Source organism: Streptomyces sp. CC224B, from assembly GCF_030010595.1.
Taxonomy (GTDB): Bacteria; Actinomycetota; Actinomycetes; order Streptomycetales; family Streptomycetaceae; genus Streptomyces; species Streptomyces longispororuber.
The window spans coordinates 1-20,418 of record NZ_JASCXL010000097.1 but is presented as its reverse complement, the minus strand read 5'-3'; the positions used below and the strand labels follow the sequence as shown (position 1 = coordinate 20,418).

Annotated in this window: 18 protein-coding genes, 1 tRNA gene and 1 pseudogene; 8 read left to right on the top strand and 12 right to left on the bottom strand. The window is 72.0% G+C overall.

Translation table 11 applies throughout. The annotated features are described in order from the left end of the window. Positions 1-7 precede the first annotated feature (7 nt). Entirely contained in the window at positions 8-1,153 is a 1,146-nt protein-coding gene (gene galK / locus QK440_RS30950; protein ID WP_282796542.1) for a galactokinase, read from the top strand. Between the two features lie 154 nt (positions 1,154-1,307). Here galK and QK440_RS30945 read toward each other — a convergent pair whose 3' ends face one another. Then, positions 1,308-1,763 carry a GNAT family N-acetyltransferase gene (locus QK440_RS30945; protein WP_282796556.1) on the bottom strand — a complete coding sequence of 152 codons (456 nt, stop codon included), beginning with the start codon at positions 1,761-1,763 and terminating at the stop codon, positions 1,308-1,310. A gap of 235 nt (positions 1,764-1,998) precedes the next feature. Here QK440_RS30945 and QK440_RS30940 point away from each other — a divergent pair, with 235 nt between their 5' ends. Then, positions 1,999-2,778 carry a response regulator transcription factor gene (locus QK440_RS30940; protein WP_282796541.1) on the top strand — a complete coding sequence of 260 codons (780 nt, stop codon included), beginning with the start codon at positions 1,999-2,001 and terminating at the stop codon, positions 2,776-2,778. Here the strand turns inward: QK440_RS30940 and tamR are convergent. Further along, the gene (gene tamR, locus QK440_RS30935; protein WP_164324112.1) at positions 2,737-3,234 is read right to left on the bottom strand and encodes a MarR family transcriptional regulator TamR; all 498 of its coding nucleotides are present in this window, start codon (positions 3,232-3,234) and stop codon (positions 2,737-2,739) included. The two genes, QK440_RS30940 and tamR, sit on opposite strands and share 42 nt — an antisense overlap. 295 nt (positions 3,235-3,529) lie before the next feature. Here tamR and QK440_RS30930 point away from each other — a divergent pair, with 295 nt between their 5' ends. Beyond that, complete coding sequence (locus QK440_RS30930) at positions 3,530-4,369, top strand: trans-aconitate 2-methyltransferase (protein WP_282796540.1); 840 nt, start codon at positions 3,530-3,532, stop codon at positions 4,367-4,369. Then, complete coding sequence (locus QK440_RS30925; protein WP_282796539.1) at positions 4,369-4,734, top strand: VOC family protein; 366 nt, start codon at positions 4,369-4,371, stop codon at positions 4,732-4,734. Before QK440_RS30930 ends, QK440_RS30925 begins: the two co-directional genes overlap by 1 nt. Before the next feature lie 207 nt (positions 4,735-4,941). Here QK440_RS30925 and QK440_RS30920 read toward each other — a convergent pair whose 3' ends face one another. Together QK440_RS30920 and QK440_RS30915 are read right to left on the bottom strand one after the other, a co-directional pair. Then, positions 4,942-5,661, bottom strand: coding sequence for a TetR/AcrR family transcriptional regulator (locus tag QK440_RS30920; protein ID WP_282796538.1), 720 nt, complete (start codon positions 5,659-5,661; stop codon positions 4,942-4,944). Beyond that, on the bottom strand, positions 5,658-6,671 hold the full coding sequence (locus QK440_RS30915; RefSeq protein WP_282796537.1) for an acyl-CoA desaturase: 1,014 nt from the start codon (positions 6,669-6,671) through the stop codon (positions 5,658-5,660). The genes QK440_RS30920 and QK440_RS30915 overlap by 4 nt, the downstream gene beginning before the upstream one ends. 410 nt (positions 6,672-7,081) lie before the next feature. On the opposite strand from QK440_RS30915, the gene ppc reads away from it, so the two are divergent. Beyond that, positions 7,082-9,772: a phosphoenolpyruvate carboxylase gene (ppc, locus tag QK440_RS30910; protein ID WP_282796555.1), complete on the top strand. Its 2,691-nt coding sequence runs from the start codon at positions 7,082-7,084 to the stop codon at positions 9,770-9,772. Between the two features lie 296 nt (positions 9,773-10,068). Here ppc and pth read toward each other — a convergent pair whose 3' ends face one another. The 6 genes from pth to QK440_RS30880 form a co-directional block, all read right to left on the bottom strand. Next, positions 10,069-10,671 (bottom strand): aminoacyl-tRNA hydrolase, encoded by a 603-nt coding sequence (gene pth, locus QK440_RS30905; RefSeq protein ID WP_282796536.1) that lies wholly within the window; start codon positions 10,669-10,671, stop codon positions 10,069-10,071. A gap of 73 nt (positions 10,672-10,744) precedes the next feature. Further along, the gene (locus QK440_RS30900; protein ID WP_282796535.1) at positions 10,745-11,338 is read right to left on the bottom strand and encodes a 50S ribosomal protein L25/general stress protein Ctc; all 594 of its coding nucleotides are present in this window, start codon (positions 11,336-11,338) and stop codon (positions 10,745-10,747) included. A 184-nt stretch (positions 11,339-11,522) separates the two neighbouring features. After that, positions 11,523-12,512 carry a ribose-phosphate diphosphokinase gene (locus tag QK440_RS30895; RefSeq protein ID WP_282796534.1) on the bottom strand — a complete coding sequence of 330 codons (990 nt, stop codon included), beginning with the start codon at positions 12,510-12,512 and terminating at the stop codon, positions 11,523-11,525. Positions 12,513-12,682: 170 nt separating this feature from the next. After that, complete coding sequence (gene glmU, locus QK440_RS30890) at positions 12,683-14,140, bottom strand: bifunctional UDP-N-acetylglucosamine diphosphorylase/glucosamine-1-phosphate N-acetyltransferase GlmU (RefSeq protein ID WP_282796533.1); 1,458 nt, start codon at positions 14,138-14,140, stop codon at positions 12,683-12,685. A gap of 170 nt (positions 14,141-14,310) precedes the next feature. Continuing rightward, positions 14,311-14,386: transfer RNA gene (locus QK440_RS30885), tRNA-Gln, on the bottom strand. Between the two features lie 14 nt (positions 14,387-14,400). Beyond that, positions 14,401-15,261: a hypothetical protein gene (locus QK440_RS30880; protein ID WP_282796532.1), complete on the bottom strand. Its 861-nt coding sequence runs from the start codon at positions 15,259-15,261 to the stop codon at positions 14,401-14,403. Between the two features lie 178 nt (positions 15,262-15,439). On the opposite strand from QK440_RS30880, the gene QK440_RS30875 reads away from it, so the two are divergent. Next, the gene (locus QK440_RS30875) at positions 15,440-16,777 is read left to right on the top strand and encodes a histidine kinase (protein ID WP_282796531.1); all 1,338 of its coding nucleotides are present in this window, start codon (positions 15,440-15,442) and stop codon (positions 16,775-16,777) included. A 114-nt stretch (positions 16,778-16,891) separates the two neighbouring features. Here QK440_RS30875 and QK440_RS30870 read toward each other — a convergent pair whose 3' ends face one another. Both QK440_RS30870 and QK440_RS30865 read right to left on the bottom strand, forming a co-directional pair. Further along, entirely contained in the window at positions 16,892-17,383 is a 492-nt protein-coding gene (locus QK440_RS30870) for an SUKH-3 domain-containing protein (RefSeq protein WP_282796530.1), read from the bottom strand. Positions 17,384-17,499: 116 nt separating this feature from the next. Further along, the gene (locus tag QK440_RS30865; protein WP_282796554.1) at positions 17,500-18,078 is read right to left on the bottom strand and encodes a YwqJ-related putative deaminase; all 579 of its coding nucleotides are present in this window, start codon (positions 18,076-18,078) and stop codon (positions 17,500-17,502) included. A 267-nt stretch (positions 18,079-18,345) separates the two neighbouring features. Here QK440_RS30865 and QK440_RS30860 point away from each other — a divergent pair, with 267 nt between their 5' ends. Both QK440_RS30860 and QK440_RS30855 read left to right on the top strand, forming a co-directional pair. Next, the gene (locus tag QK440_RS30860; protein ID WP_282796529.1) at positions 18,346-19,335 is read left to right on the top strand and encodes an SMI1/KNR4 family protein; all 990 of its coding nucleotides are present in this window, start codon (positions 18,346-18,348) and stop codon (positions 19,333-19,335) included. 7 nt (positions 19,336-19,342) lie between these two features. Next, positions 19,343-20,418: pseudogene (locus QK440_RS30855) on the top strand (hypothetical protein); the annotation flags it as partial.

Here is a 20,418-nt window from a genome sequence, read left to right as displayed (position 1 = left end):
CCGGCCCATGTCCGTCGCCGACGAGTTCACCGCCCTCTACGGATACGCGCCCCAGGGGGTGTGGGCGGCACCCGGCCGCGTCAACCTCATCGGCGAGTACACGGACTTCAACGAGGGCTTCGTCATGCCGCTCGCCCTGCCGCACACCGCGGTGGCCGCCGTCGCCCGCCGCGACGACGGCCTCCTGCGGCTGCACTCCGCCGACGTCGAGGGCCCCGTCGTCGAACTCGCCGCCGACGCCCTGCGGCCGCTCTCCGACAGCGGCGGCTGGGCCGCCTACCCGGCGGGCGTCGTCTGGGCGCTGCGCGCCGCCGGCCACCCGGTGGGCGGCGCCGACCTGCACCTGTCCTCCACGGTGCCGACCGGCGCGGGCCTGTCCTCGTCGGCGGCCCTGGAGGTCGTCACCGCCCTCGCCCTCAACGAACTGTACGAACTCGGCCTCACGAAGCGGGAGTTGGCGCTCCTCGCGCAGCGCGCCGAGAACGCCTTCGTCGGCGTGCCGTGCGGCGTCATGGACCAGATGGCCTCCGCCGCCTGCGAGGCCGGGCGGGTGCTCCACCTCGACTGCCGCGACCTCGGCGTCCGCCAGGTGCCCTTCGACCTCGCCGCGCACGGACTGCGACTGCTCGTCGTCGACACCCGCGTACGGCACGAGCTGGGCGACGGGGCGTACGCCGAGCGGCGCGCCGGGTGCGAGGCCGGGGCGCGCGCCCTCGGCGTCACCCACCTCCGTGACGTCCTGTACGCCGAACTCCCGGACGCGCTGCGCCAGTTGGACGACGAGCGCGTCCGCCGCTACGTCCGCCACGTCGTCTCCGACGACCACCGCGTCGCCCGCGTCGTCGCCCTCCTCGACGCGGGCGACGTCCGCGGTATCGGCCCCGTCCTCACCGAGGGCCACGCCTCCCTCCGGGACGACCTGCGAATCTCCTGCCCCGAGCTGAACCTCGCCGTGGCGGCGGCGGAGCGGGCCGGGGCGCTCGGCGCGCGCATGACGGGCGGCGGGTTCGGCGGCTCCGCGGTGGCCCTGGTGGAGGCCGCCGACGCGGACACCGTCACCAAGGCGGTGACGGAGGCCTTCGCCGCGGCGGGCTTCACGCCACCGCGCGTCTTCGAGGCGGAGCCTTCGCGGGGGGCACGGCGGGTGGCGTGACCCTGCCGGGAGCTGGACGGTGCGCCGGGCCGCGCTGGAGAGTTCCAGCCCGTCCGGCGATTGAGGACGAGGCCGAAGGCCGATAAGGCGGGGTCCAGGGGCGGCAGCCCCCTGGTTACGGGAAAGGGGCGGGCACGGGGGCTCCCGGCCGGGGTCAGCCCAAGCGCTTCGTCAGGGTGTACTCCGTCACCCCCTCCGGATAGTCGGGAATCGCGCACACCACCTCATACCCCTGCTTCTCGTAGAACGAGGGCGCCTGAAAGTCCCACGTCTCCACCCGCGCCCCCCGGCACCCCCGCTCCTCCCGCGCGACCCGCTCCGCCTCCGCGAGGACCCGCCCCCCGACCCCGCCCCCGCGCAACTCCGCCGCCACCCACAGGAAGTTCACGTGCAGCCACCCCGCCCACGTGTGCGCGGCGAGCCCCCCGAGCAGTTCCCCGTCGTCCCCCACCACCCACACCCCGAGCGGTTCTTCCTGCTCAGCAGGGGTCCCCCGGATCGCCCGCAGCACCGGTGAGGCCTCCGTGTTGGCCGCCCGCAGCCGCGCCCGAAGCAGACGAAGCCGTTCTTTGTCGACTCCCGTCTCAATACGAAACATACGGCTCACCATAAACGCGCCGGACAATCAGTTCTGCAAATCCACTTCCGCTCCGGGCCCCCGTCCGTACTCTGAAGGACAGCGCCGGTGGGGGCCGGCGCCGTTCAGGGGGCGAGACAGTCGGGTACGACGCCCGGCGGTGGGGGTGGCAGTCAGGGCACGGCGGCGGCCGTGCGGCTGCGGCTGCCCTCACGCCGGGCGCCGTACCCGCACCAGGTCCACCGTCCTCCAGCCTGTGGGGGTTTCCGTGGTTCGAATCCGAGTCCTGGTCGTCGACGACCATCGCATCTTCGCCGAGTCGCTCGCGGCCGCGCTCGCCGCCGAGCCCGACGTGGACGTCTCCGCCGCGGGCAGCGGCCCCGCGGCACTGCGCTGCCTGGACCGCGCGGCGGCCGAGGGACGCAGATACGACGTCCTGCTCGTCGACGCCGACCTCGGCGGCTCCGCGCCCGCGCTGCAGAGCGCCACGCGCCCCGCGGTGCCCGTGCACGACGGCCAGGCCGACGGACTCGTGGACGGCATCTCGCTGGTCACGGGCGTACGCTCGGCACAGCCCGCCGTACGTACGGTCGTCCTCGCCGAGAAGGACGACCCGCGGCGCGCGGCGCTCGCCCTCCAGGCGGGCGCCTCCGGCTGGGTCGCCAAGGACTGCTCGCTCTCCCGGCTGCTCACCGTCATCCGCGGCGTGCTGCGCGACGAGACGCACCTGCCGCCCGCCCTGCTCACCGGCGTCCTGCGGGAGCTGACCGCGGCCCGCAAGCACCGCACGGAGAGCGAGCGGCTCGTCGAGTCGCTGACCCCGCGCGAGCGCGAGGTGCTGCGCTGCATGGTGGCGGGCCTGGGCCGCAAGGCCGTCGCCGAGCGGCTCTTCCTCTCCCCGCACACCGTGCGCACGCACATGCAGAACGTCCTCGGCAAGCTGGGCGTGCACTCCACCCTCGCCGCCGTCGCCCTCGCCCGCAGGGCCGGGGTCGGCCCGGTCGACCTAGCCGGGGACGTTGTCGAACGGGGCGGTCAACTGGCGTAGCAGCGCCGCCAGTTCGCCCCGCTGGGCGCGGGACAGCTCCCCCAGGATGGCCCGCTCCTGGTCGAGCAGCCCGGCCAGGGCCTGGTCGGCGCGGTCCCGGCCCTCGTCGGTGAGGCGGACCAGCACGCCGCGGCGGTCGCTGGGGTCCGGCAGGCGCTCCACGAGCCCCTTCTTCGCGAGGCGGTCGATGCGGTTCGTCATCGTGCCGGAGGTCACCAGGGTCTGGGTGAGGAGCTGGCCCGGCGAGAGCTGGTAGGGGGCGCCCGCGCGCCGGAGCGACGTCAGGACGTCGAACTCCCACGGCTCCAGCTCGTGCTCGGAGAACGCCAGCCGACGCGCCCGGTCGAGGTGGCGCGCCAGCCTGCTCACGCGGCTCAGCACCTCGAGCGGTTCCACGTCGAGGTCAGGGCGCTCCCGACGCCATGCAGCGACCAGCCGGTCGACCTCGTCCTCCATGACGATCAGTGTAGGGGGTCTGTCGACGTGAAGTCTCTTGACGTCAAGATACCCCCGGGGCGAGACTGACGACGCCCGGCCGCCGGACCGGGCCGCGAGCCGGGCCCGTACCGGCGTCCGTACCGGTGCTCGGTGTGCCGTGAGGCCGCACGGGCACGGCCCTTGGTACCGCCCCGTACCGGTGATGCGTCCGGCACGACTCGCCGGTAGCACGCAGCACGCAGTACGTCCGCACATCAGCACTCAGCATGTCCGCACGCCCCGCACGTCCGCACGTCGCAGAGGAGCAGCACCCATGCCGACCACGCCGTCCGCCCCGCCCACGCCGACCTGGGACCCCCACCAGTACCTGCGCCACGCGAGCCACCGCAACCGGGCCATGACCGACCTGCTGGCCCATGTGACGGCGCCGCCCGTGACCGGGCGGCCCCTCCGCATCGCCGACCTCGGGTGCGGCCCCGGCAACTCCACCGCCATCGCCGCCGCCCACTGGCCCACCGCCCACATCACCGGCTACGACAACTCGCCCGAGATGCTGGAGCGCGCCGCGGCCCAGGCGGGCACCACGGCGGACGGCGGCCGCGTCGACTTCGCCCCGGCGGACCTCACGGCCTGGACGCCGCCGGAGCGGTACGACCTGATCCTGTCCAACGCCACCTTCCAGTGGGTGCCCGGCCACGCCGGCTCCTTCGCCGCCTGGACCGCCGCGCTCGCGCCCGGCGGGACCTTCGCCTTCCAGGTCCCGGCGAACTTCGACGCCCCCAGCCACGTGCTCCTTCGGGACCTGGCGTCGTCCGCCCGCTGGCGCGAGCGCCTCGACGGGTGCCTGCGCCACGCCGACGCGGTGCTCACCCCGGCCGCCTACCTCGACCTGCTCACGGGGCTCGGCTATGCGGCCGACGTCTGGGAGACCACGTACCTCCAGGTACTGCCGGGGCGGGACGCCGTCCTCGACTGGGTCAAGGGCACCGGGCTGCGGCCCGTCCTCACGGCCCTCGCCGACGATCCCGAGGCGACGGACGCCTTCCTGGAGGAGTACGGGGCGCTGCTGCGGGAGGCGTACCCGGCCCGGGGGCACGGGACGGTCTTCCCCTTCCGCCGGCTGTTCGCGGTGGCCCGCGGAAAGGACGCCTGATGCTGGCCGAACTGGACCACGTGCAACTGGCGGCGCCGCCCGGCAGCGAGGCGGAGCTGCGCGCCTTCTACGAGGGTGTCCTCGGCATGACGGAGGTGCCCAAGCCGGCGGGGCTCGCGGGGCGGGGCGGGTGCTGGTTCGAGGCGGGGGCGGTACGGCTGCACCTCGGCATCGAGGCCGACTTCCGCCCGGCCCGCAAGGCGCACCCCGGGCTGCGGGTCACGGACATCGAGGCGTACGCCGTCCGCCTCCGGGCCGGCGGGGCCCCGGTGACCTGGGACGACAACCTCCCGGGCCACCACCGCTTCTACTCCGAGGACCCGGTGGGCAACCGCCTGGAATTCCTCCAGCCAACCCCGGCCTGAACGCTTGCCCGCGCTCCGCGCCGGGGCAGCACGGATGGCCGGGCGGGAAAGGCCGGGGCAGCACGGGTGGGCGGGTGGGAGAAGACGATGACGACGGCGGGAGAGCGCTCCGCGCCGGGGCCGGACCCGGCAAGGCCGGGGAGCCACGGGTGGGCGGGAGGGCAGGGAGGCCTCGCCCAAGGCCCCCGGCCCGGCCCCGCCCACGGCCTAGGCCTTGCGGTGGCCTATCAGCCGCGGCTTCGGCTCAAGACCGTCCAGCCCGTGCCAGGCCAGGTTCACCAGATGCGCGGCCACCTCGGCCTTCTTCGGCTTGCGCACGTCCAGCCACCACTGACCGGTCAGGGCCACACTCCCCACCAGCGCCTGCGCATACAGCGGCGCCAGCTTCGGATCGAAGCCCCGCGTCTTGAACTCCTGCCCGAGGATGTCCTCCACCTGCGTGGCGATGTCGGAGATCAGCGACGCGAAGGACCCGGTGGACTGCGGGATGGGGGAGTCGCGCACCAGGATGCGGAAACCGTCCGTGTACTCCTCGATGTAGTCGAGGAGCGCGAAGGCCGCCTGCTCGCACAGCTCCCGCGGATGCCCCGCCGTCAGCGAACCCGTCACCATACCGAGGAGCTGCCGCATCTCGCGGTCCACCACCACCGCGTACAGCCCCTCCTTGCCGCCGAAGTGCTCGTACACCACCGGCTTGGAGACCCCGGCCTTCGCCGCGATCTCCTCCACCGACGTGCCCTCGAAGCCCTTGGCGGCGAACAGGGTGCGGCCGATGTCCAGCAACTGCTCACGGCGCTCGGCGCCGGTCATACGGGTCCGGCGGACCCGCCGGGGCTTGTCGTTGTTCGAATTCCGCGGGGCCTTGTCCGCCCGCGCGGAACCCGTCGGACGTGAAGTGCTGGAGTCGGTGGCCACAGGTTCCATCATGCCGCGTCTGCGGCCTGCCGCTTGCCAGCGGCGTCGAGGGAGTCCAGCGGCTTGCGGCGGGAGTCGACACGGGACCGCGACGGCCAGCGCACGTCGTACGCCCAGCCGAGCTGTTCGAACCAGCGGATGAGGCGCGCCGACGAGTCGAGCTGCCCCCGCATCACGCCGTGGCGCGCGGACGTCGGGTCGGCGTGGTGCAGGTTGTGCCACGACTCGCCGCACGACAGGACCGCGAGCCACCACACGTTCCCGGAGCGGTCACGGGACTTGAAGGGCCGCTTGCCCACCGCGTGGCAGATGGAGTTGATGGACCACGTCACGTGGTGCAACAGGGCCACTCGAACGAGTGAGCCCCAGAAGAACGCGGTGCACGCGCCCCACCACGACATCGTCACCAGGCCGCCGACCAGCGGCGGGAGCAGCAGCGACACCAGCGTCCACAGCACGAACTGGCGCGAGATCATCCGGATCGCCGGATCCTTGACCAGGTCCGGCGCGTACTTCTCCTGCGACGTCTGCTCCTCGTCGAACATCCAGCCGATGTGCGCCCACCACAGCCCCTTCATCAGGGCCGGGACCGACTCGCCGTACCGCCACGGGGAGTGCGGGTCACCCTCCGCGTCGGAGAACCTGTGGTGCTTGCGGTGGTCGGCGACCCAGCGCACCAGCGGCCCCTCGACCGCCAGCGAACCCATGACCGCCAGCGCGATCCGCAACGGCCGCTTCGCCTTGAACGAACCGTGCGTGAAGTACCGGTGGAACCCGATGGTGATGCCGTGGCACCCCACGTAGTACATGACGACCAGCAGGCCCAGATCGAGCCAGCTCACCCCCCAGCCCCAGGCCAGCGGCACCGCCGCGACCAGCGCCAGGAACGGGACGGTGATGAACAGGAGCAGCGTGATCTGCTCCAGCGAGCGCTTCCGCTCCCCACCCAGCGTGGCGGGCGGCAGAGGGGCACCGGCCGGTGCCCCCTTCGATTCTTTGACGACATCGGGGCTTGTGGTCATAAACGTTCCCCTGGGGGGTCGAGGGTGAGGGCACGGACCGGACGACGAGCCGGACGACGTGCCGGACAGGGATGTACGCCACGGGCGAGTGCCCATGGAACGGCCCGGGCATGCCTGCCTACGGGACCGTAACCTACGGCAACGTAAGTATGGCAGCGCGCGGCGTCGCGGCAAGAGGCCGCAGGACGGCCGGATCGCATCGACACATATCCTTGGAACGGTCGGACAGCGCGGTCCGCTCTGTAACCTCCCCCGGTTCACCCGCCGGGACCCCTCCCAGACGTGCCCACCCGTCTCCCGCCCGTGCGCGGCGGGATTCACCGCAAGGAGCCGCACCTGTGAGCAGTGCCGACGACCAGACCGCCCCGCAGGCCGCCGCAAGCACCGCGACGGCCACGGCCAACAGCGAGCTGCGCGCCGACATCCGCCGCCTCGGCGACCTCCTCGGCGAGACCCTCGTCCGCCAGGAAGGGCCCGAACTGCTCGACCTCGTCGAAAAGGTCCGCCGCCTGACCCGCGAGGACGGCGAGGCCGCCGCCCGCCTCCTCGGCTCCACCGAGCTGGAGACGGCCGCGAAGCTGGTACGGGCCTTCTCCACCTACTTCCACCTCGCCAACGTCACCGAGCAGGTGCACCGCGGCCGCGAGCTGCGCGCCCGCCGCGCCGCCGAGGGCGGCCTCCTCGCCCGCACCGCCGACCGGCTCAAGGACGCCGACCCCGAGCACCTGCGCCAGACCGTCGAGCACCTCAACGTACGGCCCGTCTTCACCGCCCACCCCACCGAGGCCGCCCGCCGCTCCGTCCTCAACAAGCTGCGCCGCGTCGCCGAACTCCTGGAGACCCCGGTCATCGAGTCCGACCGGCGCCGCCACGACATCCGCCTCGCCGAGAACATCGACCTCGTCTGGCAGACCGACGAACTGCGCGTCGTCCGCCCCGAACCCGCCGACGAGGCCCGCAACGCCATCTACTACCTCGACGAACTGCACGCCGGAGCCGTCGGCGACGTCCTGGAGGACCTCACCGCCGAACTGGAGCGCGTCGGCGTCCAGCTCCCCGAAGGCACCCGCCCCCTCACCTTCGGCACCTGGATCGGCGGCGACCGCGACGGCAACCCCAACGTCACCCCCGACGTCACCTGGGACGTCCTCATCCTCCAGCACGAGCACGGCATCAACGACGCGCTCGACATGATCGACGAGCTGCGCGGCTTCCTGTCGAACTCCATCCGCTACTCCGGCGCCACCGACGAACTCCGCGCCTCCCTCCAGGCCGACCTCGAACGCCTCCCCGAGATCAGCCCCCGCTACAAGCGCCTCAACGCCGAGGAGCCCTACCGCCTCAAGGCCACCTGCGTCCGCCAGAAGCTGGAGAACACCAAGCAGCGCCTGGCCAAGGGCACCCCGCACGAACCCGGCCGCGACTACCTCGGCACCAGCGAGCTCCTGCACGACCTCACACTCATCCAGACCTCGCTGCGCGCCCACAAGGGCGGCCTCTTCGCCGACGGCCGCATGAACCGCACCATCCGCACCCTCGCCGCCTTCGGCCTCCAGCTCGCCACCATGGACGTCCGCGAACACGCCGACGCCCACCACCACGCCCTCGGCCAGCTCTTCGACCGCCTCGGCGAGGAATCCTGGCGGTACGCCGACATGCCCCGCGAGTACCGGCAGAAGCTCCTCGCCAAGGAGCTGCGCTCCCGCCGCCCGCTCGCCCCCAGCCCCGCACCGCTCGACGCCGCGGGCCAGAAGACCCTCGGCGTCTTCGAGACCGTCAAGAAGGCCCTCGACGTCTTCGGCCCCGAAGTCATCGAGTCGTACATCATCTCCATGTGCCAGGGCGCCGACGACGTCTTCGCCGCCGCCGTCCTCGCCCGCGAGGCCGGACTCATCGACCTCCACGCCGGCTGGGCCAAGATCGGCATCGTGCCCCTCCTGGAGACCACCGACGAGCTGCGCGCCGCCGACGTCATCCTCGACGAGATGCTCGCCGACCCCTCCTACCGCCGCCTCGTCGCCCTGCGCGGCGACGTCCAGGAGGTCATGCTCGGCTACTCCGACTCCTCCAAGTTCGGCGGCATCACCACCAGCCAGTGGGAGATCCACCGCGCCCAGCGCCGGCTGCGCGACGTCGCCCACCGCTACGGCGTCCGCCTGCGCCTCTTCCACGGCCGCGGCGGCACCGTCGGCCGCGGCGGCGGCCCCTCCCACGACGCCATCCTCGCCCAGCCCTGGGGCACCCTGGAGGGCGAGATCAAGGTCACCGAGCAGGGCGAGGTCATCTCCGACAAGTACCTCGTCCCCTCCCTGGCCCGGGAGAACCTGGAACTGACCGTCGCCGCCACCCTCCAGGCCTCCGCCCTGCACACCGCACCCCGCCAGTCCGACGAGGCCCTCGCCCGCTGGGACGCCGCCATGGACGTCGTCTCCGACGCCGCCCACGCCGCCTACCGCAAGCTCGTCGAGGACCCCGACCTGCCGACGTACTTCCTCGCGTCGACCCCCGTGGACCAGCTCGCCGACCTGCACCTCGGCTCGCGGCCCTCCCGCCGGCCCGGCTCCGGCGTCTCGCTCGACGGCCTGCGCGCCATCCCCTGGGTGTTCGGCTGGACCCAGTCCCGGCAGATCGTGCCCGGCTGGTTCGGCGTCGGCTCCGGCCTCAAGGCCCTGCGCGAAGCCGGCCTCGACACCGTCCTGGAAGAGATGCACGAGCACTGGCACTTCTTCCGCAACTTCGTCTCCAACGTCGAGATGACCCTCGCCAAGACCGACCTGCGCATCGCCCGGCACTACGTGGACACCCTCGTCCCCGACGAGCTCCGGCACATCTTCGCCACCATCGAGGCCGAGCACGAGCTCACCGTCCGCGAGATCCTGCGCGTCACCGGCGAGGAGAAGCTCCTCGACGCCCAGCCCGTCCTCCAGCAGACCTTCGCCATCCGCGACGCCTACCTCGACCCGATCTCCTACCTCCAGGTCGCCCTCCTCAAGCGCCAGCGCGACGCGGCCGCCGCCGGCACCGAACCCGACCCGCTCCTCGCACGAGCCCTCCTCCTCACCGTCAACGGCGTGGCGGCGGGCCTGCGCAACACGGGCTGAGGCCGGGCCTTCGCGGGGCGCCCCAGACCCGCCCCTTTCCCGAAACCAGAGGGCCGCGCCCCCTGGACCCCCGCCTCATCGCCGCTCCGCGGCTCGTCCTCAAACGCCGGACGGGCTGACAAACCGGCTGACAAACCAGAACCCCGCCTGCCTCGCCCCTGAAAGGGGCTAGGCGGGCGGGGAACATTCACCGCGAAGCGGTGAAGCACAGGCAGCCGACGACGGCGCCACGGCAGGGGGCAGCCCGTCCGGCGCCTGAGGACGAGCGAGGCGCGCAGCGCCGGGCGAACCGCCGCTCAGGAGTTGTACGCGCTCTGCGCGCGCTCAAGCCCCTCCGTCACGAGGCACTCCACCGCATCCGCCGCCCGGTCCACCAAGTAGTCCAGCTCCTTGCGCTCGACCGACGAGAAGTCCTTCAGGACGAAGTCCGCCACCTGCATCCGCCCCGGCGGACGCCCGATCCCGAACCGCACCCGGTGGTAGTCCGACCCCATCGCCTTCGTCATCGACTTCAGACCGTTGTGCCCGTTGTCGCCACCGCCCAGCTTCAGCCGCAGCGTGCCGAAGTCGATGTCCAGCTCGTCGTGCACCGCCACCACGTGCGCCGTCGGCACCTTGTAGAAGTCGCGCAGAGCCGTCACCGGACCACCCGACAGATTCATGTACGACATCGGCTTCACCAGGACGACCCGACGGCTGCCCGGACCCATCGGACCCAGACGCCCCTCCAGAACCTGCGCCTGCGCCTTGGCGGCACGCTTGAAGGAGCCACCGATCCGCCCGGCGAGCAGGTCCGCGACCATGAAGCCCACATTGTGCCGGTTCATGGCATAGCCGGGGCCAGGGTTGCCGAGACCCACCACCAGCCAGGGAGCGCTCGGATCCGTCGTCATCTGCATGTCTCCTTCATAGCTCAACCGCCGCCCCGCGCTGAGCGCCGGGCGGCGGTTGACGTACCTACGGTGTGACGGCTCAGGCCTCGGCGGCCTCGTCGCCCGCACCCTCGGCCGGGGCCTCCTCGGCCTGCGCGGCCAGGACCTGCAGCACGACGGCGTCGGCGTCGATGGCCAGGGAGACACCGGAGGGCAGCGTGATGTCCTTCGCGTGGATGGAGGCGCCGGCCTCCAGACCCGCGACGGACACGGTCACGGTCTCCGGGATGTGCGTGGCCTCGGCCTCGACCGGCAGCGCGTCCAGGACGTGCTCCAGCAGGTTGCCACCCGGGGCCAGCTCACCCTCGGTCACCACCGGGATGTCGACGTTGACCTTCTCGCCGCGCTTCACCAGAAGCAGGTCGACGTGGGTCAGGATGCCCTGGCGCAGCACGTCGCGCTGCACGGCCTTCGGGATGGCGAGCTGGGTCTCCTGGCCGTCGATGTCCAGGGAGATCAGGACGTTCGACGTCCGCAGGGCCATGAGCAGGTCGTGGCCGGGCAGCGTGATGTGGACCGGGTCGGTGCCGTGGCCGTACAGCACACCGGGAACCTTGTTCTCACGGCGGATACGGCGAGCGGCACCCTTGCCGAACTCGGAACGGGTCTCGGCACTGAGCTTGACCTCAGACATGGAGCACTCCTCGTAGATAGGTGAAACGGAAGCGTCACCCGGCCACACGACTGGCCTGCTACGAAGAGCGCGTCGATTACGGACCGCCGTACCAAGAAGTACGGCCTCCCTCGCCGAGCAACTTCACCAGTCTACTCGGCAGGGAGGCCGCACCCCAAAACGATCAGTCAAGCCTCGCGGCGACTCAGACCCTCGGACCCGCCTGCTCCTCGAAGAGGCTGGTCACCGAGCCGTCCTGGAAGATCTCCCGCACCGCGTTGGCGATGGTCGGGGCGATCGACAGCACCGTGATCTTGTCGAGCTCCAGCTCGTTCGGCGTCGGCAGCGTGTTCGTGAACACGAACTCACTCACCTTCGAATTCTTCAGCCGGTCCGCCGCCGGACCCGAAAGCACACCGTGCGTGGCCGTCACGATGACGTCCTCCGCACCATGCGCGAACAGCGCGTCCGCCGCCGCACAGATCGTGCCACCCGTGTCGATCATGTCGTCCACCAGCACACAGACCCGGCCCTCGACGTTACCGACCACCTCATGCACCGTGACCTGGTTCGCGACGTCCTTGTCACGCCGCTTGTGCACGATCGCCAGCGGCGCACCCAGCCGGTCGCACCAGCGGTCGGCGACCCGCACCCGGCCCGCGTCCGGCGAGACCACCGTCAGCTTGTCCCGGTCCACCTTCGCGCCCACGTAGTCCGCCAGGATCGGCAGCGCGAACAGGTGGTCCACCGGACCGTCGAAGAAGCCCACGATCTGGTCCGTGTGCAGATCGACCGTGACGATCCGGTCGGCACCCGCCGTCTTCATCAGATCGGCGATCAGACGCGCCGAGATCGGCTCCCGACCACGGTGCTTCTTGTCCTGACGGGCATAGCCGTAGAACGGCAGGAGCACGGTGATGCTCCGCGCGGAAGCCCGCTTCAGAGCGTCGATCATGATGAGCTGCTCCATGACCCACTTGTTGATCGGGGCCGTGTGGCTCTGGATCAGGAAGCAGTCCGCGCCGCGCGCCGACTCCTGGTAGCGCACATAGATCTCACCGTTGGCGAAGTCGAACGCCTTGGTCGGTACGACCCCGACCCCCAGCTCGTGGGCGACCTCCTCGGCCAACTCGGGGTGGGCGCGGCCGGAGAAGAACATCAACTTCTTCTCGCCGGTCGTCTTGATCCCGGTCACAGCACTGTCTCCTCAGACGAGTTCTTCCGCTGCTGCACCCGCGATACATCCAAGAGGTCCCGGAACGATCTCGACATCCAGGACATAGGCCGCGCCACGAGTCAGCCGATTGGTGTGCACCTATCACGGTACGCGGTGTTCGGCGCACCTTTTTCCAGTCAGGTCCCCGATCAGCTCTCGCCGACCGCGTTCTCCCCGCCCCGGGACACCGCCTCGGCCGCCTTCGCCGCCGCGCTCCCCGGACGCTTACGGGCCACCCAGCCCTCGATATTCCGCTGCTGGCCACGCGCGACAGCCAGCGAACCGGGCGGCACATCCTTCGTGATCACCGACCCCGCCGCCGTATAGGCACCGTCGCCGATCGTGACAGGGGCCACAAACATGTTGTCCGACCCCGTCTTGCAGTGCGATCCCACCGTCGTGTGGTGCTTCGCCTCACCGTCGTAGTTCACGAAGACACTCGCCGCGCCGATGTTCGTGTGATCACCGATCGTCGCGTCCCCCACGTACGACAGATGCGGCACCTTCGTACCCTCACCGATCGTCGCGTTCTTCATCTCCACGTACGTCCCGGCCTTCGACCGCGCCCCCAGCCGCGTCCCCGGCCGCAGATACGCGTACGGACCCACGGACGCCCCCTCACCGATCCGCGCGCTGTCCGCGACCGTGTTGATCACCCGCGCCCCGGACCCGACGACCGTGTCCTGCAGACGGGAGTTGGGGCCCACCTCCGCACCCTCACCCAGATGCGTCACACCCAGGAGCTGCGTACCCGGGTGCACCACCGCGTCCCGCTCGAACGTCACCGTCGCGTCCACCCACGTCGACGCCGGATCCACCACCGTCACACCCGCCAGCATCGCCTCGGTCAGCAACCGGTCGTTCAACACCCGCCGCGCGTCCGCCAGTTGCACCCGGTTGTTGATCCCCGCGATCTCCCGGTGGTCCGCCGCCACGGCCGCACCCACCCGGTGCCCCGCCGCACGCAGAATCCCGAGCACGTCCGTCAGGTACTCCTCGCCCTGGCTGTTGTCCGTCCGCACCTTGCCCAGCGCGTCGGCCAGAAGCTGGCCGTCGAAGGCGAACACCCCCGAGTTGATCTCACGGATCGCGCGCTGCTCGTCGCTGGCGTCCTTGTGCTCCACGATCTCCGTGACCGCGCCCGTGGCCGCGTCCCGCACGATCCGGCCGTACCCGGTCGCGTCCGGCACCTCGGCCGTCAGCACGGTGACGGCGTTGCCGTCGGCGGTGTGGGTCTCGGCGAGGCGCCGCAGCGTGGCACCCGTCAGGAGCGGGGTGTCCCCGCACACCACGACCACGGTGCCCTCCACCGCGCCGCCGATCTCCTCCAGGCCGATGCGGACGGCGTGGCCGGTGCCGTTCTGCTCCGCCTGGTAGGCGGTGCGGACCTCGGCGTCGATCTCGGCGAGGTGCGCGCGCACGCGCTCGCTCTCGTGCCCCACCACGGCGACGAGACGCTCCGGCGCGAGCTCGCGCGCGGCGGCGAGCACGTGCCCCACGAGGGAACGGCCGCAGATCTCGTGCAGGACCTTCGGGGTGGCCGACTTCATACGGGTGCCCTCACCCGCTGCGAGGACGACGACGGCTGCCGGGCAGTTGGCGCTCACGGGGATGCCCTTCGGCTTCGGATGCTTGGGGTGTGGACATCCGCAGGATACCGGCCCGTAATCAGGGCGGGGGTCCCGGGCAGCGGGCGGGCCTGGTGATATGCGGGTGCCCGGCCGGGGAGAGAGCGCAAAGGCGCCGTGGTGGATCCGAACCTGGGCCGCGTGCGCTGTGGCTCCCCCGCAAGGATTCGAACCTTGTCCTGCTGGTACCAAAAACCAGTGTGCTGCCAGTTACACCACGGGGGACGGCCCTTGAGACCTTACCCGAGACGGCTTCCCGCGTGGGCGGCTATTCCCGCCCACCACCCTTCGATGCGCAGGTACAACTTGGCGCTCTGAGTGACGGAGACCACCAGGCAGCCGTGGTAGTCGTCCATGGTGTTCTTGCGGACCGTTCGGGGGTTGTGACGCTTCAACGTCGGCTTGCCGAACACGGCGACATCCGCGCGCACAAGGTCGGCCCAGTAACGATGAGCCTCGTCCACATCAGCGGTCTCGTGGATGAGCAGGCGGAAGCGTACTTGCTGGGGGTCCACGCCCAGCAGGTCGAGCCAGGCCAGGTACGTCTTGATCACACTCGGGTCGCTGTTGACGAACACCACTCGCTCGCGGCGGGCGTACGGCTTGCTCTTCTGGCCCTCGGCCCAGTAGAGGGCTACTCCGACGAGGAACAACTCGCGGTCTGTCAGGTCGCCGATCTCGTGACGTGCCACCCGCTTGATCTCCGTACGCTGTTCGTCCTGCGCTGCGCGGAGGCGATGCAGTCCGGCGTTCATGAGGGCAAGCTGCTCTTCAGGCGTGTACCGGGGCTCCGGCTTGGGGAGATCCCGGACCCATAGCGAGATCGAACTCTTCGAGCACTTGAGCTCTGCCTGGATCTCGTTGTACGTCCAGCCCTTGCGTCGCAGTTCGCGCGCCCTTTCGCGCAGGTCGTCCTTGGCCTTCGGGCGCCTTGTCCACTCCGGGGCGGGTTCGCCCTTGACCAGGCGCTGCAGCATGCCCTTGCTGCGGACCTGGAGCGCGTCGGCGATCTGCCTCAGGCTGTGGCCCTCGCGCCGCAAGGCCACAGCCCTTTCCCGCAGCCCCTCGAAGTCGGTGTACGTGCCGTGGTTCTCGGTCATACGGCGAGCCTCGTCCGGAATGCGGACGTCCGGGGCGAAAGTATGGGCGATTCAACTGTTCGAGGGTTACCTGGTGGTTCCGCCGCCTCCCGGGCACCGGCCGGGTAGTGCGGGAGCACGATCGCCGGGCCCGAAACTCACCGGAAAACCGGGCGTCGGCGCCCGTAGGCTGGAACACATGACCACGACGGGGGACAGCGGAAACACGGCCCGGACGGGGCCGTGGTGGTGGGAGCGGCGGCGCAGCGCCGTGCTGGACATCGGGCTCGGTGTCGTCTCGGCGGCCGAGTGCGGTGCGGAGGGTGTGGAGTTCGCGCGGGACGCGGGGCTGCCGTTGCCGGTGGGGGTGGCGTTCGGCCTGCTGGCCGGGGCGACGCTGGTGTTGCGCCGCCGGTGGCCCATCGCGGTGGTGCTGGTGGCGGTGGCGGTGACGCCCGCGCAGATGGGCGTCCTGATGACCATCGTGGGGTTGTACACGCTGGCGGCGTCGGAGCTGCCGCGCCGGATCATCGGCGCGCTGTCGGGGATGTCGCTGGCGGGGACGTTGATCGTGACGCTGGTGCGGGCCAATCAGGACATAGCGAGTGGTGATCTGACGATCGGGGAGGGGTTCATCCCGTTCATCGCGATCAGTACGTCGTTGGGGATCACGGCGCCGCCGGTGCTGCTGGGGTTGTACGTGGGGGCGCGCAGGCGGTTGATGGAGTCGTTGCGGGAGCGGGCGGACAGCCTGGAGCGGGAGTTGCAGTTGCTCGCGGAGCGGGCGGAGGAGCGTGCGGAGTGGGCGCGTAACGAGGAGCGCACGCGGATCGCGCGGGACATGCACGACGTGGTGGCGCACCGGGTGAGTCTGATGGTGGTGCATGCGGCGGCGTTGCAGGCGGTGGCGCGGAAGGATCCGGAGAAGGCGGTGAAGAACGCCGCGTTGGTGGGGGACATGGGTCGGCAGGCTTTGACGGAGTTGCGGGAGATGCTGGGGGTGTTGCGGGCGGGGGAGCCTCCGGCGAGGCCGGCTCCGGCTCCGGTGCCGTTGCCGCTGGCGGCGGTGCGGGAGGCGGCGGCGCAGGCGGCGTCGCGGGCCGGGGACGGGGTGGGTCCGGAGGCGGTGGAGGGTCCGTGTCTGGCGGAGCTGGACGCGTTGGTGGAGCAGTCGCGGGCGGCGGGCATGGTGGTGGACATGTCTGTGGAGGGGGAGCCGCGGGTGTATGCGGCGGAGGTGGAGGAGACGGCGTTCCGGGTGGTGCAGGAGGCGTTGACGAACGTGCACAAGCACGCGGCGGGTGCGAAGACGTATGTGCGGCTGGCGCATCGGGGCGGGGAGGTCGCGATGCAGGTGGAGAACGGTCCGCCGCCGGAGGTGTCGCCGGAGGACGCGCGGTTGCCGAGTGGGGGCAACGGTCTGGTGGGGATGAAGGAGCGGGTGACGGCTCTGGGGGGTGTGTTCGTGTCGGGGCCGACGGATGCGGGTGGTTTCCGGGTGTCGGCGGTGTTGCCGGCGGGGGTGGGTGGGGCCTGATCGGCGTCCTGCCGCCGTGGGGGAGCGCCTCGTAGGGCGCGGGGGCCTGCGTGATCAGCCGCGGTGGGCCCGTGGCCGCGGGACGGTACGGGGCGGCGGGGTCCAGCGAAGTGCTTAGGCTCCGGCGGTGAGGCGTACGGGCTGGGTGCCCGCGACGAGGGTGGTGAGGGCCTGGTCGATGTGCTGGCCGAGGTACCAGTCGCCGCTGTGGTCGAGGCTGTAGACGCGGCCTTCGGCGTCGATGGCGAGCAGTGCCTGGGTGTCGGTCTCCTCGCCTATGGGGCTGACCTGGGTGCCGAGGGCGCGGCCGAGGTCGCCGAGGGTGCGGGCGAGGTGGAGGCCGAACATGGGGTCGAGGTGGATGGTGGCGGGGGCGATCTGGCGGCCGGGGCCCTGGGGGGTGATGTGGAGGCCGCCGAATTCGGCCCAGGCCTCGACGGCGGCGGGGAAGACGGCGTGCCGGTGGCCGGCGGGTGAGGTGTGGCGGCGCAGGGCGTCGGCCCAGATCTCGGCCTGTTTGATGTCCCAGCGGCCGGGGCGCCAGCCCGCGGTGCGCAGGGCGGCGTCGACGGGCACGGGGAAGCGGGTGGCGTTGTCGGTGTGCATGGCTCTGGCCCTCGTGGTGCGGGTACGGGTGCGGGTGTGGCCGGGTGGCGGGCGGCCGGGCGGTGTGCGGGTGTGGCCCGGTGGCGTCGGTGCCGGCGGTCGGCGGTCGGCCGGGGTCAGTCGGGGGTCGTCGGGTCGACGACGCGGACGCCGAAGTGTGCGGTGAGGGCGGCGCAGGAGCGGCACGGGCGGGCGAAGGAGCCGTGCAGGGGGTCGCCGTCCTCGCGGATGCGGCGGGTGGTGAGTTTGGCGTGCTTGAGGGCTTTGCGGGCCTCGCCGTTGGTCATGGGTTTGCGGCGGGCGCGTTTGGAGCGGCCCGCGTCGGCGGCGGTGAGGTGCCGGGAGATGAGCAGGGCTTCGGCGCAGCGGCCGGTGAAGCGTTCGCGCTGGCCGCTGGTGAGGGTGTCGAGGAAGTCCTGGACGAGGGGGTGGTGGGTGGGTGGTTCGTCGCTGCGCTTGGGGGTGGCGGTGAGGGTGGTGCCGCGGACGGAGAGCGCGGCGGCGACGGTGGGCAGGATGCCGTCGCGGCGCTGGCGCAGGATGGGTGCGTCGGCGGGGACGCTGCTCCAGCCGACGCGGGGGTCGCCGCCCGCGGTGGCGGTGGCGGTGCCCGTCGGGGTGCCTTGGCCGCCGGGTGTGGTCGTGGAGTGAACGGTTCCGGCGCTTTCGGTGGATGTGCTGGTCGTCCGTGACATGCCGGTTTGTGCGGTGTGCATGTGGTGTTTCCCTCCCCGTGCCCGCGGCGTCGGCCGCTGGTGCCGCGCCCCCGCGTTGCGGGAACAGACTGCCAAATGGGGCGCGTGGTGCGGAAGCTGGGGCCGGGCGACACGGCCGGGTTTCGTCTCTGGGTGACGGTTCCGTGGCGGGTGGTCACGGAATCGGAGGCCCGGTGACCCGTGTCGGGCTTGCGCATAGGCTGTCGCCATCCGTGAACCCCACAGTGCCGCAGGAGGGCAACCGCCATGACGACAGGTCGGCCAGGTCGGCTCGGGCAGCAGGCCGCGCCGCCGAACGCGGCCTACGCCGGGCAGGTCGTGCACTTCCCGGACCCGGTGCGGGCCGCTCGGCATCCCCGGGGGGTGCGGGTGGACGGTGACGGCTATCCGGACTTCTCGCCGTACGCGCGCGCGGCGGCGGAGGTGGCGGAGCCGCCGGAGGGTTTCGGCGTGGACGAGCTGCGCCTGACGGACTACGTCTCGGCGAACGCGGCGCTGGCGGCGTCCGGGCACGAGCTGTGGGACACGGTGCCGCCGGTGGCGACGCCGCACGGCTGGACGTGGCACCACGTGCCGCACAGCCGGCGTCTTGAGCTGGTGCCGGTCGAGGTGAAGGCGTTGCTGCGGCACCACGGCGGGATCGCGACGGCGCCGGTCGACCACGGCAAGCGCGGGACGCGGCCGCTGCAGGAGACCCGGCCCGCGCATCTGGCGCTGCCCAAGGGGGCGCTCGCGGTCACCGAGAGCCAGGTGGCGGGTGTGGAGGAGGACTTGGGCTATCGCCTGCCGGGCGCGTACCGGTCGTTCCTGAAGGCGGCGGGCGGGTGCGCGCCGGTGGGCACGGCGCTCGACGCTGAGCTGGGGCTCCTCGTCGACCAGCCGTTCTTCACGGTCCGTGACGAGGCGGCCGTGAACGACCTGGTGTACGTGAACAAGTGTCTGCGCGACCATCTCACCAAGGACTATCTGGGCGTGGGTTTCGTGCAGGGCGGTCTGCTGGCCGTGAAGGTCAGGGGCGACCGGGTCGGCTCGGTGTGGTTCTGCGCGTACGACGACGCGCGCGACGTGGATCCGTCGTGGGCGCCCGCGGAGCGGGTGCAGCGGCTGCTGCTGCCCTGCGGTGACGACTTCGACGCGTTCCTGTCCCGGCTGGCGGGCAGCCCGCCCGAGCTGGAGACCGTGGCGAACCTGATGGTGGACGGCGGCTTCGCGCGCGCCGTCCCGGTGGGGGAGTGAGCTGGCGATGGTGACCTTCGCGCAGGCGCAGGAGCGCGCCGAGGAATGGGTCAACGGCGATGTGCCGCCGCCCGGGCACCGCGAGGTGCGGGTGCGGGAGTTCGAGCTGGGTTTCGTGGTGTGGGCCGAGGACCGCGAGGGCGGTCCGCGTTCGGACGGGGGCGGTCAGCGTCTGGTCATCGCGCGGGACAGCGGTGAGGCGACGCTGTGGCCCGCGCTGCCGGTGGGTGAGGTGATCCGTCGGTACGAGGAGGAGTACGGGGTGTCGTCGGCGCCGGAGCCCGCGGCGCAGGCCGCGCCGGCGCGGGTGGACCTGAACCAGACGTCGTTCCTGCTGAGCCCGCCGGAGTGGTTGCAGGAGGCGGCGGACAAGCTGGGCATTCCGGACCGGCGGTCGTCCGCGGCCGCCGCGGAGCCCGCGGGGCCCGCGGCCCGGATCCCGGCGCAGGCGCAGGCTCCGGCCGGCGCGGTGCCGCCGACCGCGGCCGGACCCCTGCCCACGGCGCAGGCGGAGGGTGCGGAGGGGGCCGGTGGGCCTTCCGGGGGTGTGCCTTCCCCCGGTGGGGCTTCGGCCGAAGCGCCTTCTCCGGAGCTGCCCGCCACCTCGGGCGGGGGTGCGGCGTGGCCCGCCGCCGGTGCGCCGGACGGGGCTCCCGGGGCCGGGGGTGAGGCGGGCGCGCCGTCGTCCCCCGCGTCCCCGTCGTCCCCGTCGGCGTCGGCGTCGGCGTCGTCTTCGGCGTCCGTGTCCGAGTCCGCCTCCGCGACGCCGTGGGCGGGTACGGACACCAACACCGGTGCCGATGACGACGACGTGGCCGTGCCGCTGCCCGCGACGGTGTTCTCGCCGCCGGTGAACCTGGACGGAGAGGCGGAGGACACGCCGCCGCCCAGCGTGTCGCCGGAGGCCAAGACCGCGCTGATGTCGGGCGGCAGCCAACTGCCCAAGACGGCGCTCGCCCCCGCCCTGGACGACCCCCAGGCCGGGGTGCCGGGCGCGGACCTGCCGCCGCCCACGGGGCCCGCCGCGAGCGGGCCGGACCTGCCGCCGCCGCCCGCGGGCGGTGCCGGTGGCGCCGCGGGCTC